Genomic DNA, 16009 nt, shown 5'->3' on the forward strand with positions numbered 1-16009 from the left:
AAACATGAAGGAGTAATGCGGCATGAATGAAAAACAACGATTAGCAACCACGCTGGTTAATCCTTCGGACAAAAAATCCGAGAAGGATTACAGTAAGTATTTCGAGCGTGTTTACATTCCGCCTTCTTTAAAAGATGCGAAAAAGCGCGGAAAAGAAGAAGTGAAATACCATAAAGATTTTGTCATTCCTGAACATTTAAAAGGAATGGGAGAAGGCAGAAAGTTTTATATTCGCACATACGGATGTCAAATGAATGAACATGATACGGAAGTGATGGCCGGTATTTTTATGCAGCTCGGATATAAGCCGACTGACAGCACAGAAGATGCTGATGTTATTTTGTTAAACACATGTGCGATCAGGGAAAACGCTGAAAACAAAGTATTTGGGGAAATTGGGCATTTGAAGCCGCTCAAAATGGAAAAGCCGGATCTTATCTTAGGTGTTTGCGGCTGCATGTCCCAAGAAGAATCTGTTGTCAACAAAATTTTAAAGCAGTACCAATATGTTGATTTAATTTTTGGAACACACAACATTCACCGCCTTCCGCATTTGTTGAATGAAGCGTACATGTCGAAGGAAATGGTCGTGGAGGTTTGGTCAAAAGAAGGCGATGTGATTGAAAACCTTCCGAAAGTCCGGAAAGGAAATATTAAAGCTTGGGTCAATATTATGTACGGCTGCGACAAATTTTGCACGTATTGCATTGTTCCGTACACTCGAGGCAAAGAACGGAGCCGCAGACCGGAGGATATTATTCAAGAAGTTCGCCACCTTGCAGCGCAAGGGTATAAAGAAATCACGTTACTTGGTCAAAACGTAAATGCCTACGGGAAAGATTTTGACGATATCAAATACGGCCTAGGCGATTTAATGGACGAGCTTCGAAAAATCGATATCGCCAGAATTCGTTTTACCACAAGTCACCCGAAAGATTTTGACGACCGTTTAATTGAAGTTTTGGCCAAAGGCGGCAACCTTGTCGATCATATCCATCTTCCGGTGCAGTCAGGCAGCTCGGAAATATTGAAATTGATGGCACGCAAATATACGCGCGAACAGTATTTAGAATTAGTGCAAAAAATTAAAAAGGCGATTCCAAACGTTTCGTTAACGACTGATATCATTGTCGGCTTTCCAAATGAGACGGATGAGCAGTTTGAAGAAACACTCTCCCTCTATCGCGAAGTCGGCTTTGACAGTGCCTATACGTTCATTTATTCGCCTCGGGAAGGAACGCCTGCTGCTAAAATGAAAGATAATGTCCCGATGGAAGTGAAAAAAGAACGGCTGCAGCGATTAAATGCATTAGTCAACGAAATTTCCGCCCAAAAAATGAAAGAATATGAAGGCAAAGTCGTTGAGGTATTAGTTGAAGGCGAGAGCAAAAACAATCCTGACATTTTGGCAGGGTATACGAGAAAAAATAAACTAGTTAACTTTAAAGGTCCGAAATCGGCGATTGGTCAGCTTGTAAAAGTAAAAATTACAAAAGCCAAAACCTGGACTCTTGATGGAGAAATGGTGGAAGAGCAAATTGGGGTGACATTGTAATGGCGTATACGAAAGACGATATTTTAGAAAAGGCAAAAGAACTGGCGCAAATGATAGCCGAAACAGAGCAAGTTGACTTCTTTAAAAAAGCGGAAGAACAAATTAACGAAAATCAAAAAGTTCGGGAAATGATTGCCAGCATTAAAAGCCTGCAAAAACAAGCCGTCAATTTTCAGCATTTCGGAAAGCATGAAGCTCTCAAACAAGTGGAGGAGAAAATTGACAGCCTGTATGAAGAATTAGATCAAATTCCGATCGTCCAGCAATTTAAAGAATCGCAAATTGAAGTTAACGATCTTCTTCAATTAGTAGCGAATACAATTTCAAACCATGTGACAAATGAAATTATTCGCTCAACTGGCGGCAATCTGTTAACGGGTGAAACAGGCGCCCAAATTCGGAATAAACATGGATCTTGCCATTAATCGTATTAAGGTTTTCAGGCTATTTTTGAAAAAATAAAAACCGTTTGAGCTTATGAACAATCGGTATTTCTATGATTTCGGCCAATCCTCCCTCATTTTGTTTAAAGACGCGTCAGCGTCTTTTTTAATTTTTGGTACATATTTTCTGGCTCATGCATAGAATGAACTAGAAGGATTTATGAAAATATCGAGCTTGTCCTAGCGAAAATCTTTTTACGATCGTTTTGAGGAGGGTTTGGCAAATGGCAGAATATAGGGAAATCATAACGAAAGCGGTAGTAGCAAAAGGTCGAAAGTTTACTCAAGCAACACATACGATTAGTCCTGAGAAGAAACCAGCAAGTATTTTGGGTGGTTGGATTATTAACCATAAATATGATGCACAAAAACGGGGGAAAACAGTTGAAATCGAGGGAACATATGATATTAACGTTTGGTATTCATTTGATGAAAATACGAAAACAGAAGTAGTTACAGAGCGTGTCAAGTATACAGATGTGTTAAAATTACGATATAAAGATGACAACTATTTAGATGACGAGAACGAAGTGGTTGCCCGTGTTTTGCAGCAGCCGAATTGTCTGGAAGTCACCATTTCTCCAAACGGCGAAAACATTGTGGTTCAAGTAGAAAGAGAATTTTTAGCAGAGGTCATCGGAGAAACGAAAGTGGTCGTCTCCGTCCATCCTAACAACTTGTCTGAATCCGATGAGGAATGGGATGATTGGGAAGAGGATTTAGAGGATGAAATAGAAGATTTGACGCCAGAGCTTTTAGAAGGTGAACCAGAAGAATAATGAAAAACTAGGAGGGCTGCTTCCTAGTTTTTTTATGTCAAAGGTTTGGCGGAATAAACAAATCTGTGAATAATCGTGTACTTGCTTCCTGTTTTTTATGTCAAAGATTTGACGGGAAAAACTAATTTGCGATAATCGCTCGCTGGTTTCCTTGTTTTTTCGGCAAATGTTTGACGGAATAAACAATCTACGAATAATCGTGCCCTTGCTTCCTGTTTTTTATGTCAAAGGTTTGGCGGAATAAACTAATTTGCGATAATCACGCACCTGTTTCTTAATTTTTTATGTCAAAAGTTTAAAGAAATAAACAAATCCGCCATTAATCATGAACATTTATGTCAAAGGTTGACGCAATAAACAAATTTGCGAATAATCATGTACGTGCTTTTTAGTTTTATTGTTTTGTCATAGGTTATTTGAGCGAATAAGTTTTTTTCGGAATAAAGAGTTTGTGCTATAATAAAAGATGTTAACTTTTACATACAGTCGGGGGATGAACATGGCACAATACACGCCAATGATACAGCAATATTTAAACATCAAGGCAGACTATCAGGATGCCTTTTTATTTTTTCGTTTAGGCGATTTTTATGAAATGTTTTTTGAGGATGCCATCAAGGCTTCTCAAGAATTGGAAATTACGTTAACAAGCCGTGATGGCGGGGGCGAGGAAAGAATCCCGATGTGCGGGGTGCCGTATCACTCAGCCTCAAGCTACATCGAACAGCTCATTGAAAAGGGCTATAAGGTGGCGATTTGTGAACAAACAGAAGATCCGAAACAAGCAAAAGGTGTTGTGAAACGGGAAGTCGTTCAGCTCATTACACCAGGGACATTAATGGAAGGAAAAGGGCTAGGCGAGAAAGACAACCAATATATTGCTTCCGTTACGGTCTTTGAAGCGCTTTTCGGCTTAGCTTTGACGGATATTACGACAGGGGAATCATATGTCACCCTTCTCTCCACAATGGAGGACTGCTTGGGCGAGCTTTATTCCCGCCAAGTGAAAGAGATTGTAGTGGCAGATGATTTTCCTGAGAAACTGAAAAAAATGATATTAGAAAGACAGCCTGTGACATTTTCGATTGAAAAAGACGCAGCTTATCTTGAAAAATTAGACAGCATTGCAGGACATTTGCAAGATCAGCGGCTGAAAATAACGTTTGCAAGGCTATACAACTATTTAGAACGGACGCAAAAACGGACGCTTGAGCATTTGCAAAAGGTGGAGTTTTATCAATTAAATCAATATTTGAAAATTGATATGTACTCGAAAAGAAATTTGGAGCTGACCGAGACGATTCGATCGAAAGGAAAAAAAGGCTCCCTTCTTTGGCTGCTAGATGAGACGAAAACAGCTATGGGCGCGCGTCTGCTGAAGCAATGGATTGACCGTCCGCTTATTGACAAAAAAGAAATTGAAAAGCGGCAAAATATTGTTGGAATGTTGATCGACCGCTATATCGAAAGAGAAGAACTAAGGGAATTGCTGAAGGAAGTATACGACTTAGAAAGACTGTCGGGAAAAATTGCGTTCGGAAATGCAAACGCAAGAGATCTGATTCAATTGAAAAAGTCGCTTGAAAAAATTCCTGAGATCCGCTCAATCGTTGCTTCGTTAGGAATTGCTGATTCGGAGCAAATAAAAAAAGAAATTGATCCTTGTGAAAGCTTGAAGGAGTTGCTTCAAAAAGCGATCATCGAAAACCCGCCGATTTCAGTCAAAGAGGGGAACATCATTAAGGACGGATTTAACGAAGAATTGGATCGCTACAGAGATGCAGCGAGAAACGGAAAAACGTGGATAGCAGAGCTGGAAAAAAGAGAAAGAGAGCTGACAGGAATTAAATCGCTTAAAATCGGCTACAACAAAGTGTTTGGATATTATATTGAAGTAACGAAAGCGAATCTTCATCTTTTGGATGAAGGAAGATATGAACGGAAACAGACGCTGGCCAATGCCGAACGTTATGTGACACCAGAGCTGAAAGAGAAAGAAGCGTTGATTTTAGAAGCGGAAGAAAAAATCGTTGATCTTGAGTATGAATTGTTCGTGCAAATTCGCGACGAAGTAAAGCAATATATTCCTAGATTGCAGCTCTTGGCTAAAAAGATTGCCGAGCTTGACTGCCTGCAATGCTTTGCTGTAATCAGCGAAGAACGACATTATACGAAACCGTCCTTTTCCGACTCCGAGCTTTACATAAAAGACGGTCGTCATCCAGTCGTAGAAAAAGTGATGGAATCCGAAAACTATGTTCCGAATGATTGCTGGATGAAAGAAGGAAGGAACATTCTTTTAATCACCGGTCCAAACATGTCAGGAAAAAGTACGTACATGCGGCAAATTGCTTTAACGGCTGTTTTGGCGCAAATCGGCTGCTTTGTCCCTGCCAGCGAAGCGGTTCTGCCGATCTTTGACCAAATTTTTACTAGAATTGGAGCGGCTGACGATTTAGTATCAGGGCAAAGTACGTTTATGGTGGAAATGCTGGAAGCCAAAAATGCGATTGTACATGCCACGAATCAAAGTTTGATTTTATTTGACGAAATCGGGCGCGGGACATCGACATATGACGGCATGGCGCTTGCTCAAGCGATAATCGAATACATTCACGATCACATCGGAGCCAAAACATTGTTCTCGACCCATTATCATGAATTAACTGTGCTCGGAGATGAATTGCAAAATGTGCAGAACGTCCATGTTAAGGCAATAGAGGAAAACGGAAAGGTTGTTTTTCTCCATAAAGTGGATGAAGGGGCGGCTGATCAAAGCTACGGAATTCATGTTGCTGAGCTTGCGGAACTTCCTGAAATTCTTATCCAAAGGGCAAAAGAAATATTGAGCAAACTGGAAGGAGACAATCAGAAAGAGAAACATACACCATCCGTCATCGAGCATTCGGTGGAACCGAGCATCGAGTATTCTGCGGAGCCAAGCCAGCTTTCTTTATTCGGCGATGAAATAGCAGAGAAGAAAAAAGAGCCGGTAGGGAAAAAGCTTTCATCAAAGGAAAAAGAGGTGCTCTCCATCATTTCTTCCTTAGATCTATTGGATATGACGCCTCTTGAAGCATTAAACACACTGTATGACATCCAAAAGAAATTGAAATAGGTGATGATGATGGGAAAAATCATCCTTATGGATGCTAGTTTATCCAACAAAATTGCCGCTGGGGAAGTCGTGGAGCGGCCGGCTTCTGTTGTGAAAGAACTAGTCGAAAATGCGATTGATGCAAACAGCACAGTGATAGAAATTGAGGCGGAAGAAGGCGGTTTGAGCAAAATTCGCGTCGTGGACAATGGGGACGGAATGGAGCCAGATGATTGCGAAAAGGCGTTTAAGCGGCATGCAACAAGCAAAATTAAAGATGAAGCGGATTTATTCCGCATCCGAACTCTCGGCTTCCGGGGCGAAGCGCTGCCTTCGATTGCCGCCGTTTCTCATCTGGAAATGAAAACTAGCACAGGGGATAAACCCGGGACGAAAATTACTTTAATCGGCGGGAAGGTAACAGCAAAAGAGACAGCATCAAGTCGAAAAGGAACGGACATTACGGTCACGAACCTGTTTTTCAATACGCCGGCGCGATTGAAGTATATGAAAAGCTTGAATACGGAGCTTGGGAGAATAACCGACATAGTCAATCGTCTTGCGCTGAGCTATCCAAACATATCGTTTAAATTTACGCATAACGGCCGGCGGCTTCTATATACGAACGGCAAAGGAGATGTACGGCAAGTTCTTGCAGCGATTTACGGGGTTCCCATTGCGAAAAAAATGTTTCCAGTCCATTTCCGTTCGCTTGATTTTGACATACGCGGCTATTTATCGTTGCCGGAAGTGACAAGAGCATCCAAAAACTATATTTCTACGATGATCAACGGGAGATTTATTAAAAATCATTCCATTACGAAGGCGGTGGAAGAAGGGTACCATACGCTCCTGCCTATAGGGCGTTTTCCGGTCGTCTATCTTCATATTGAAATGGATCCGATCTTAGTGGACGTAAATGTTCATCCTGCCAAACTGGAGGTCAGAATCAGCAAAGAAGCGGAATTATTTGAAGTCATCGCAAAAGGCATCCAGGATGCATTTAAGAAAAAAGAGCTTATCCCAACCTCTGATACAGTCAAAAAGAAAAAAGAGCACCCGGTAAACGTGCAGCAGGAGATCCAATTTGAACATCTGATCAATAAGGAAAAACAGGATCCAGAATGGACGTTTCAACCAAAAACGGCTGATAATCAATGGAAAGAAGATGATTTGTATTCGATTGATCATAGAGGAGCGGATGAAGAGCAGCAACAATCCTTTTCCTCTGAAAAAATAGCTGAACCTCCAGTTGTCGATGGAGAAACTGAAGTACAAGAGTATTTGCCAAATAACAACGAAGAACATGAAGAGAAGGTTTCGGACAATAATAGGTTGGATGAAAGCCGAGTTCCTCCAATGTATCCAATTGGACAGATGCACGGCACTTACATTTTGGCGCAAAATGAAAAAGGATTATATATAATCGATCAGCATGCTGCCCAAGAAAGAATCAAATATGAATATTTTCGCGAAAAAGTTGGGGAAGTGGCGAGCGAAGTGCAGGAAATGCTTGTTCCCCTAACACTGAGCTTTTCCTCTGATGAAGTCATGGTGATCGAAGAGCATAAAGAAGAGCTGGCTGAGGTCGGAGTGTTTTTGGAGAATTTTGGACCGAACACCTATATCATTCGATCTCATCCAACATGGTTCCCGCAAGGTGAAGAAAAAGAAATTATTGAAGAGCTGATCCAGCAGGTGCTTAATGAAAAAAAGACGGATATCCACAAGCTTAGAGAAGATGCAGCCATCATGATGAGCTGCAAAGGATCAATTAAAGCGAATCAATATTTAAACAATGAAGAAATATTCGCGTTGCTAGAATCGCTAAGAAAAGCGTCAGATCCATTTACTTGCCCTCATGGCCGGCCGATCATCATTCATTTTTCCACCTATGAGCTCGAAAAAATGTTTAAGAGGGTTATGTAATAGTTTTCTGCTGCATGTAAAAGATCGTTGTCAAGTTATGAGGTAAATGGAGATGGGAGCAATGATTGGACAAAAGTTGTTTTTTTCGGATTAGAGCAGTATAAAGAGAATATGAAATCAATTGAAAAGAGTATACTCTATGATGAAAAAGGGTATAATACATTGGTGTTTTCTTAAAAATCATGATACGATGAAACAGTGAGTATTTTTTGAAAGTGTGGTCAATATGGAAGAAGAAAAGGATAGACTTGTTGTTTTAATTGGCCCAACTGCTGTCGGAAAGACGAAACTAAGCATTGAATTAGCCAAAAAATTAAACGGCGAAATTATCAGCGGCGATTCCATGCAGATTTATAAAGGAATGGATATCGGAACAGCAAAGATAAAAGAGCATGAAATGGAAGGAATCCCCCATCATTTAATTGATTTAAAGAATCCTTCGGAAGAATTCTCCGTTGCCGAGTTTCAAGAGCTTGCGAGAAAAGCAATTGCCTCGATAACAAAGCGCGGAAAAATGCCGATGATTGTTGGGGGAACAGGCTTGTACATTCAAGCGGTTCTATATGATGATTACCAATTTTCCGATATTCAATCTGACCCTGAAATAAGAAAAGAACTGGAAAATTTTTTGCATGAGCATGGGAATTTAGCATTATACGAGCGTTTACAGGAAATCGACCCTGACAGTGCGGAACGAATTCATCCAAACAATGCTAGGAGAGTCATCCGTGCTTTAGAAATTTTCTATAAAACAGGAAAAAAAATGAGCGAGCATATAAAGGCGCATGAAGCAAATGAGCGCTATCATACCGCCATTATCGGCCTTACGATGGACCGCGATGTATTGTATCAACGCATTGATAAAAGAGTTGACGAAATGATTGAGGAAGGTTTGATTGAAGAAGCAAAATCGCTGTATGATTCTGGAGTTCGCGGTGTACAATCTGCGCAGGCGATTGGATATAAAGAATTATACGATTTTTTTGATGGTAAGGCTTCTCTTGCAGAAGCAATTGAAACGTTGAAAAAAAACACAAGAAGATATGCGAAAAGGCAACTAACATGGTTTCGAAACAAAATGAATGTCAAATGGTTTGATATGACTCCGCCTGTCGCGATGGAAGAAAAAGTTAGTGAAATTTTTCATTATATAGCAGGAAAGCTTCTTTCTGAGAAGAAATAATAAATATAGAGGATATGAGGAGGACGAATGATGAAGCAACCGATAAACATTCAAGATCAAGTGTTAAATCAGTTACGAAAAGATGGCACTTACGTGACCGTGTTTTTATTAAACGGTTTCCAAATTAGAGGACAAGTAAAAGCATTTGATAATTTTACGGTCCTCATCGAATCAGAGGGAAAACAGCAGCTCATTTACAAGCATGCGATCTCAACATTTGCACCGCAAAGAAATGTACAAATTGACATTGAAGCATGACGAAAAAACCGGAGATGATCTCCGGTTTTTTCATGAGAAGGAAAGGTTTCGTGGCAGCGGTTCCGAGATGTCAGGTATTTTTCTATCTGCAATCCTTGTTTTCCTAATTATCGGCTAAACGCAGATAATTTGAATGGTCGTTATTTTTGCCCTTCGCTAATATTTAACTGACCCGTCCTAAGGATCTGTACTTGTCCAGGCCGCAAGCCACCCAGGCTTCAGAAAAATACTGTTTAGTTTTTATTAAGACATAGATGAAAAGAAGGTTTGTACTACTTGGCTTTCAGCATAAATATTAATAATAACAACCTTTTTCCATGACATGTTCCTTTAAACAAAGTAGATGTAATTTAGAAGATAAATATAAAAATGAGGTGAAGCCTGTGGAGCGAGCGGTCACCTTCAAAAATAACGGCCAAATGAATATTGTCTTAGGACAAAGCAAAACTGAACTTGAAGGTAAAAAGGAAAAAATCGCGACATATGATCTTTCCATTTCCAAAGCGGCTGTCGAACACAGTGTATTAAAAGAGATCGAACAGGAGATGGGCGCATTAGTTGGAATGGAAGAAGTGAAAAGATTATTAAAGGAAATATATGCATGGATTTTTGTGAATAAAAAAAGAGAAGAACAGGGGTTAAAAACCGGAAGGCAAGCGCTTCATATGCTGTTTAAAGGGAATCCCGGAACGGGAAAAACAACGATCGCGCGATTGATCGGAAAGCTTTTTTTCCAAATGAATGTTTTATCGAAAGGGCACTTAATTGAAGCGGAGCGGGCTGATTTAGTAGGTGAATATATCGGCCATACAGCACAAAAAACGCGCGATTTGATCAAAAAGTCACTTGGCGGAATTCTTTTTATTGATGAAGCATACAGTTTAGCCCGCGGAGGAGAAAAAGATTTCGGAAAAGAAGCAATTGACACCCTTGTCAAACATATGGAAGACAGACAGCATGATTTTGTGTTAATTTTAGCCGGATATCCAAGGGAAATGGATCGTTTTTTATCTTTAAATCCCGGACTCGAATCCCGTTTTCCGATCGTAGTTGATTTCCCGGACTATTCAGTCGATGAGCTGATGGAAATAGCAAAATTAATGATGAAGGACAAAGAGTATCGATTTAGCCATGGAGCTGAATGCAAATTGAAAGAGCATTTGCTAAAAGTGAAATATGCGACTCACCCAACGAACTTTTCAAATGGAAGATATGTTCGCAACATTATCGAAAAATCTATACGGGCACAGGCAATGAGGCTCCTGCTTTCTGATAAGTTTGGCAAGGAAGATTTGCTTCTTGTAAAAGAAGAAGATTTAATATTAAACGTATAAGCAGCCCCTAGGCTGCTTTGCTTGATTATTGAAAAGAATCTTTATTTAAATGGGCTTTGAAGAAAGCTCCTGTTTCATTGTTGCACATAATTTACACAAATTCGTTTATTTTTCTCACATAGTTTAGAAAAGAATGACGGCAGCCATTTAATTGGCTGAAACGATTAGAATTTGATACTCTTAACGTTGACTCAATAAATTTTTCTAGCGTTGAAGTGCATTGATGATTTAAGTTTGATAATCTTTATTTTGACTCAATACGTTTCTGTTTTTAAGGCATACTGAAGATGATTTAGTTGAGTCCTAACATTGAACTTAGAAACGCTTCTAATCTTGAAGTGCGCTAAGGATGATTGGAGTTTGTATCCTAATTTTGAACTTAGAAACGTTTCTAGTGTTGAAGTGTGCTGAAGATGATTTGGATTTGAACTCAGTACGTTTTGTTTTGAAATGTGCTGAAGATAAATTGAGTTTGATCATCCTACCTTTGAACTCAATAATGTTTCTAATGTTGAAGTGTGCTAAATGATCCTAACTTTGAACAGAGTACGTTATTGTCTTGAAGTGCGCTAAAGAATGATTGGAGTTTGTATCCTAATTTTGAACTTAGAAACGTTTCTAGTCTTGAAGTGTGCTGAAGATGGTTTGAATTTGAACTCTGTACGTTTTGTTTTGAAATGTGCTGAAGATGAATTGAGTTTGATCATCTTACTTTTGAATTCAATACGTTTCTTTTGTCTTAAAGTGCACTAAAGATGATTTAAATTTGATAACCTTACCATTGATCCGTTTATCGAAGGTTTAATTCATAACGCATAGCTTATAAATTTGCAGCATAATTGGAGGAAGAAGACGAGTGGAAGAGAAAGAACAGGTGATTCTCGTTGGCATCAAGTTCATGGAAACCGATGAAGAACAGTTTTTTTATTTAATGGAAGAGCTGAAATCGCTCACGGCTGCTGCGGGTGGCCAAGTCGCAGCTGTTTGCACACAAAATCGACTGAGGGCCGAACCATCTACATATATTGGAAAAGGAAAAGTTGATGAGATTAAACAGCTTATCGAAACGACAGAGTCAAATACCGTTATTTTCAATAATGAGCTGTCGCCCAGCCAGCTGCGAAATTTAGCTCGTCTGTTAGAGGTAAAAGTGATCGATCGGACTCAGCTAATTTTGGACATTTTTTCAAAAAGGGCGAAGTCAAGAGAAGGGAAACTTCAAGTTGAACTGGCACAGCTTGAATATTTGCTGCCGAGACTTTCGGGACATGGATTGAATCTATCTCGGCAAGGAGGAGGAATCGGGACAAGAGGTCCTGGAGAAACGAAGCTTGAAACGGATCAAAGGCACATCCGAAATCGCATTCACGATATAAAACAACAGCTGTCCCATATTGTTTCCCATCGCGAGCGTTATCGTTCGCAAAGAAAGAGAAATCATCAAACTCAAATCGCTCTTGTTGGCTATACCAACGCAGGAAAGTCAACGCTGTTCAATAAGCTGACAGCTGCTGATTCATTTCAGGAGGATATGGTGTTTGCCACATTGGATCCTATGACAAGGAAAATGTTTCTCCCATCCGGCATGAAGGTGCTCATGACTGACACTGTCGGCTTTATCCAGCAGCTGCCAACAAGCCTTATCGCTGCTTTTCGCTCTACGTTAGAAGAAATAAAGGAAGCAGATTTGCTTTTACATATCGTCGACAGCTCTCATCCTGACTATATTCAGCATGAAAACACTGTGAATGAATTATTAAAAGAATTAGGAACGGACGGATTGCCTGTTTTAACAGTGTACAATAAAAAAGATCAACAATTAGAGCATTTCTTTCCTTCTTTAAAGGAAGACTATATTGTCATTTCTGCTTTTTGCGACGAAGATATAGAACGGTTAAAAACAGCTATTGAAGAAAAATTAAAGAAAAAAATGCATCCTTACGTTGTCTCCGTTCCAACAGGTGATGGGAAACGTCTATCGTTGTTAAAAGCAAATACGCTCGTTTCAACCTTGCAATTTGACGAACAAAATCAGCACTATATCGTTTCTGGTCTAGTGTTTCGCGACCATCCAGTATATGATCAAATTATGAAGAATAAGTAGAAAGGGTTTTACAGATGTTTCAATATTTTACACATGGAAAAAAAATTATGGACATAGCTCAAAAAGTAGAAAAAAAAATAAAACCATTTCACGAAGAAATTGACAAAGTAGTGGAAGTAAATCAGCTTCGCGTGCTCAGAAGTTTTCAAAAGCATCGGGTGAGCGATTCCCACTTTATTCCCTCAACAGGATACGGATATGATGATATCGGCAGGGATACATTGGAAGATGTTTATGCTGATATTTTTGGATGTGAAAAAGGACTTGTCCGGCCGCAAATCATTTCTGGTACTCACGCCATTTCAACGGCTCTCTTCGGCGTATTAAGGCCCGGTGATGAACTCATCTATATTACCGGAAAGCCGTATGATACGCTTGAAGAAATTGTCGGTATCCGCGGAAAGGGGACAGGCTCTTTAAAAGAATTTGGCATTTCTTATCAAACAATTGATCTGACTCCTGAAGGACGAGTTGATTTTGACCGAGTAAAAGCGGCAATTAGTGATAAAACAAAAATGATCGGAATTCAGCGTTCTAGAGGATATGATGTCAGACCGTCATTTTCCATTCAGGAAATTAAGGAAATGGTTTCTTTCATCAAATCAATCAATGAAAAAATTGTTGTTTTTGTCGATAATTGCTACGGTGAGTTTACCGAAGATCAGGAGCCGGGACATGCAGGTGCTGATCTTATTGCAGGCTCTCTTATAAAAAATCCTGGAGGAGGGCTTGTGAAAACGGGAGGATACATCGTTGGAAAAGAAGAGCTCGTGGAAGCTTGCGCGTACCGGCTCACTTCGCCTGGTATCGGAAGGGAAGCCGGTGCAATGCTTTACAGTCTTCATGAGATGTTTCAAGGTATTTTTTTCGCTCCGCATGTTGTTGGACAAGCGCTAAAAGGAGCGATTTTTACCGCTGCAATGCTGGAAGAAATCGGGTTGCGAGTCAATCCTAGCTGGAATGAGAAAAGATCAGATCTAGTTCAGTCCGTTCAGTTTGATAATGCAGATATGATGATTGCGTTTTGCCAAGCGATTCAATCTGCATCGCCCATAAACTCGCATGTAACACCGGTTCCAAATGAAATGCCGGGTTATAGCGATCAAGTCATCATGGCGGCCGGGACTTTTGTCCAAGGTTCCAGCATCGAGCTTTCAGCGGATGGACCGATTCGTCCTCCATATGTGGCATATGTGCAGGGAGGCTTGACGTTTGAACATGTCAAAATCGCTATTTTCCATGCCGTTAATGAATTAATAGAAAAACGATTAGTCGAACTATAAAAAAACATTTCATCTGGTTCAGCGTTCTGCTTACGGTTTCTAGGGTAGTTCCGATCATATTTGCCAATTCTCGATTCGTTAAATGGGCTGTCAAACGATAAAGTTTTCCTTTTATAAAAAACCATGTTAAATTTTGTGACATTATATTGACATGATATCTTACATTCATCTATAATGTAGATAAGCAAAAGGAAGGAGGGGCTAAAAGAGCATGAATGATCAAGACCGCCGTTCCATGCCGTTGTTTCCAATCAGCATCGTAAAACAGCTGACGGAACTATCTGCCAGACAAATAAGATATTATGAAGAACATGGTCTTATTTCCCCTGCGAGAACGGAAGGCAATCGCCGGTTATTTTCCTTCAATGATGTCGATAGATTGCTTGAAATTAAATCGTTGATTGAGCAGGGTGTCAATATGGCAGGTATTAAGCAAATATTTGCGTATAAAGAAAACGAACAAGAAAGACAAACTTCCGAAAGATCCTCATTGGTAAAAGAAAAATCAGATTTATCTGATGCCGAACTTCGCAAACTATTAAAGGAAGAACTTCTCCATGCTGGAAGAATGAACCGTGCAACATTAAGACAAGGAGACCTTTCACGGTTCTTTCATTGATAATATCGCTATATAAATTTATTTTTTATATATGAGAGGAGAAATAATATGCCAAAGTACACAAAAGAAGATATTATTCGTTTAGTCCAAGAAGAAAACGTAAAATTTATCCGCCTGCAGTTCACTGACATTTTGGGAACGATTAAAAACGTTGAAATCCCTGTTTCCCAATTAGAAAAAGCGTTGGATAACAAAATGATGTTTGACGGATCATCTATTGAAGGATTTGTCCGCATTGAGGAATCTGATATGTATCTGTATCCTGATTTAGATACGTTTGTCATTTTCCCATGGACAGCGGAAAAAGGGAAAGTTGCCCGCTTAATTTGCGATATTTACAATCCTGATGGAACGCCTTTTGAAGGAGATCCGCGCAACAACTTAAAACGAGTGCTGAAGGAAATGGAAGAGCTCGGATTTACAGCATTTAATTTAGGTGCTGAGCCGGAATTTTTCTTATTCAAACTGGATGAAAAGGGTGAACCAACATTAGAATTGAATGATAATGGCGGATATTTTGATCTTGCGCCGACTGATTTAGGCGAGAACTGCCGCCGCGACATTGTGTTGGAACTTGAGGAAATGGGATTTGAAATCGAAGCTTCCCACCACGAAGTAGCACCTGGTCAGCATGAAATTGACTTTAAATATGCAGATGCCATCAAAGCTTGTGATGACATTCAAACATTTAAGCTTGTTGTGAAAACCATTGCCCGTAAACACGGCTTGCACGCAACATTCATGCCAAAACCATTGTTCGGCGTCAACGGTTCAGGTATGCACTGCAACCTTTCTTTATTCCGCAATGGTGAAAATGCATTCTACGATCCAAATACAGAAGATGGATTAAGCGAAACAGCTTTACAATTCATTGCAGGTGTCATCAAACATGCAACAAGCTTTACAGCTGTGACAAACCCAACTGTCAACTCTTACAAACGTTTAGTGCCTGGCTACGAAGCTCCTTGCTATGTTGCATGGTCCGGCCGCAACAGAAGCCCGTTAATCCGGATTCCTGCATCTCGCGGCATGAGCACTCGTATTGAAGTGCGCAGCGTTGACCCATCTGCAAACCCATACCTTGCCATGGCTGTACTCTTGAAAGCTGGTCTCGATGGCATTAAAAACAAATTAACTCCGCCAAAACCAGTAGATCGCAACATTTATGTGATGACAAAAGAAGAACGCATCGAAAACGGCATTGTCGACCTTCCAGCAACATTATATGAGGCACTTGAAAACTTAAAACAAAACGAAGTCATTGTCAGTGCTTTAGGATCCCATTTATTCGAACATTTCGTCGAAGCAAAAGAGATCGAATGGGATATGTTCCGCACTCAAGTGCACCCATGGGAGCGCGAACAATACATCACTCAATATTAATCCCGAAACCCCTTGACGCTCAAGCGTTGGAGGGGTTTTATA

Annotated in this window: 12 protein-coding genes and 1 pseudogene; 12 read left to right on the forward strand and 1 reads right to left on the reverse strand. The window is 40.0% G+C overall.

Annotated elements, in window-relative coordinates; genetic code table 11:
- Window positions 1-22: 22 nt before the first annotated feature.
- From miaB to NSQ94_RS08735, 10 genes are all read left to right on the forward strand, one after another.
- Window positions 23-1555, forward strand: coding sequence for a tRNA (N6-isopentenyl adenosine(37)-C2)-methylthiotransferase MiaB (gene miaB, locus NSQ94_RS08690; protein ID WP_063386734.1), 1533 nt, complete (start codon window positions 23-25; stop codon window positions 1553-1555).
- Window positions 1555-1980: a RicAFT regulatory complex protein RicA family protein gene (locus tag NSQ94_RS08695; protein ID WP_063386735.1), complete on the forward strand. Its 426-nt coding sequence runs from the start codon at window positions 1555-1557 to the stop codon at window positions 1978-1980. Before miaB ends, NSQ94_RS08695 begins: the two co-directional genes overlap by 1 nt.
- A 242-nt stretch (window positions 1981-2222) precedes the next feature.
- On the forward strand, window positions 2223-2777 hold the full coding sequence (gene cotE, locus NSQ94_RS08700) for an outer spore coat protein CotE (RefSeq protein WP_063386736.1): 555 nt from the start codon (window positions 2223-2225) through the stop codon (window positions 2775-2777).
- Window positions 2778-3276: 499 nt separating this feature from the next.
- On the forward strand, window positions 3277-5895 hold the full coding sequence (gene mutS, locus NSQ94_RS08705) for a DNA mismatch repair protein MutS (protein WP_144598319.1): 2619 nt from the start codon (window positions 3277-3279) through the stop codon (window positions 5893-5895).
- Between the two features lie 9 nt (window positions 5896-5904).
- Window positions 5905-7803 carry a DNA mismatch repair endonuclease MutL gene (gene mutL, locus NSQ94_RS08710; RefSeq protein ID WP_339230576.1) on the forward strand — a complete coding sequence of 633 codons (1899 nt, stop codon included), beginning with the start codon at window positions 5905-5907 and terminating at the stop codon, window positions 7801-7803.
- A 226-nt stretch (window positions 7804-8029) separates the two neighbouring features.
- A complete protein-coding gene (gene miaA, locus NSQ94_RS08715) occupies window positions 8030-8986 on the forward strand; it encodes a tRNA (adenosine(37)-N6)-dimethylallyltransferase MiaA (protein ID WP_066246429.1) in 957 nt (318 codons plus the stop codon).
- 30 nt (window positions 8987-9016) lie between these two features.
- Window positions 9017-9244 carry an RNA chaperone Hfq gene (gene hfq, locus NSQ94_RS08720; protein WP_066246428.1) on the forward strand — a complete coding sequence of 76 codons (228 nt, stop codon included), beginning with the start codon at window positions 9017-9019 and terminating at the stop codon, window positions 9242-9244.
- A 419-nt stretch (window positions 9245-9663) separates the two neighbouring features.
- Entirely contained in the window at window positions 9664-10578 is a 915-nt protein-coding gene (gene spoVK, locus NSQ94_RS08725; RefSeq protein ID WP_232515765.1) for a stage V sporulation protein K, read from the forward strand.
- An 898-nt stretch (window positions 10579-11476) separates the two neighbouring features.
- Window positions 11477-12682: a GTPase HflX gene (hflX, locus tag NSQ94_RS08730; RefSeq protein ID WP_339230717.1), complete on the forward strand. Its 1206-nt coding sequence runs from the start codon at window positions 11477-11479 to the stop codon at window positions 12680-12682.
- A 14-nt stretch (window positions 12683-12696) separates the two neighbouring features.
- Window positions 12697-13965 (forward strand): methionine gamma-lyase family protein, encoded by a 1269-nt coding sequence (locus tag NSQ94_RS08735; RefSeq protein WP_339230578.1) that lies wholly within the window; start codon window positions 12697-12699, stop codon window positions 13963-13965.
- A gap of 7 nt (window positions 13966-13972) precedes the next feature.
- On the opposite strand, the pseudogene NSQ94_RS08740 reads toward NSQ94_RS08735, so the two are convergent.
- Window positions 13973-14077, reverse strand: a pseudogene (locus tag NSQ94_RS08740) (helix-turn-helix domain-containing protein); the annotation flags it as partial.
- A 99-nt stretch (window positions 14078-14176) separates the two neighbouring features.
- Here NSQ94_RS08740 and NSQ94_RS08745 point away from each other — a divergent pair.
- The gene (locus tag NSQ94_RS08745) at window positions 14177-14584 is read left to right on the forward strand and encodes a MerR family transcriptional regulator (protein ID WP_066246424.1); all 408 of its coding nucleotides are present in this window, start codon (window positions 14177-14179) and stop codon (window positions 14582-14584) included.
- 48 nt (window positions 14585-14632) lie between these two features.
- Entirely contained in the window at window positions 14633-15967 is a 1335-nt protein-coding gene (gene glnA, locus NSQ94_RS08750; protein WP_063386744.1) for a type I glutamate--ammonia ligase, read from the forward strand.
- The last annotated feature ends 42 nt before the right edge of the window (window positions 15968-16009 follow it).

This window comes from Aeribacillus sp. FSL K6-2833, from assembly GCF_037965815.1.
GTDB classification, from domain to species: domain Bacteria; phylum Bacillota; class Bacilli; order Bacillales; family Aeribacillaceae; genus Aeribacillus; species Aeribacillus composti.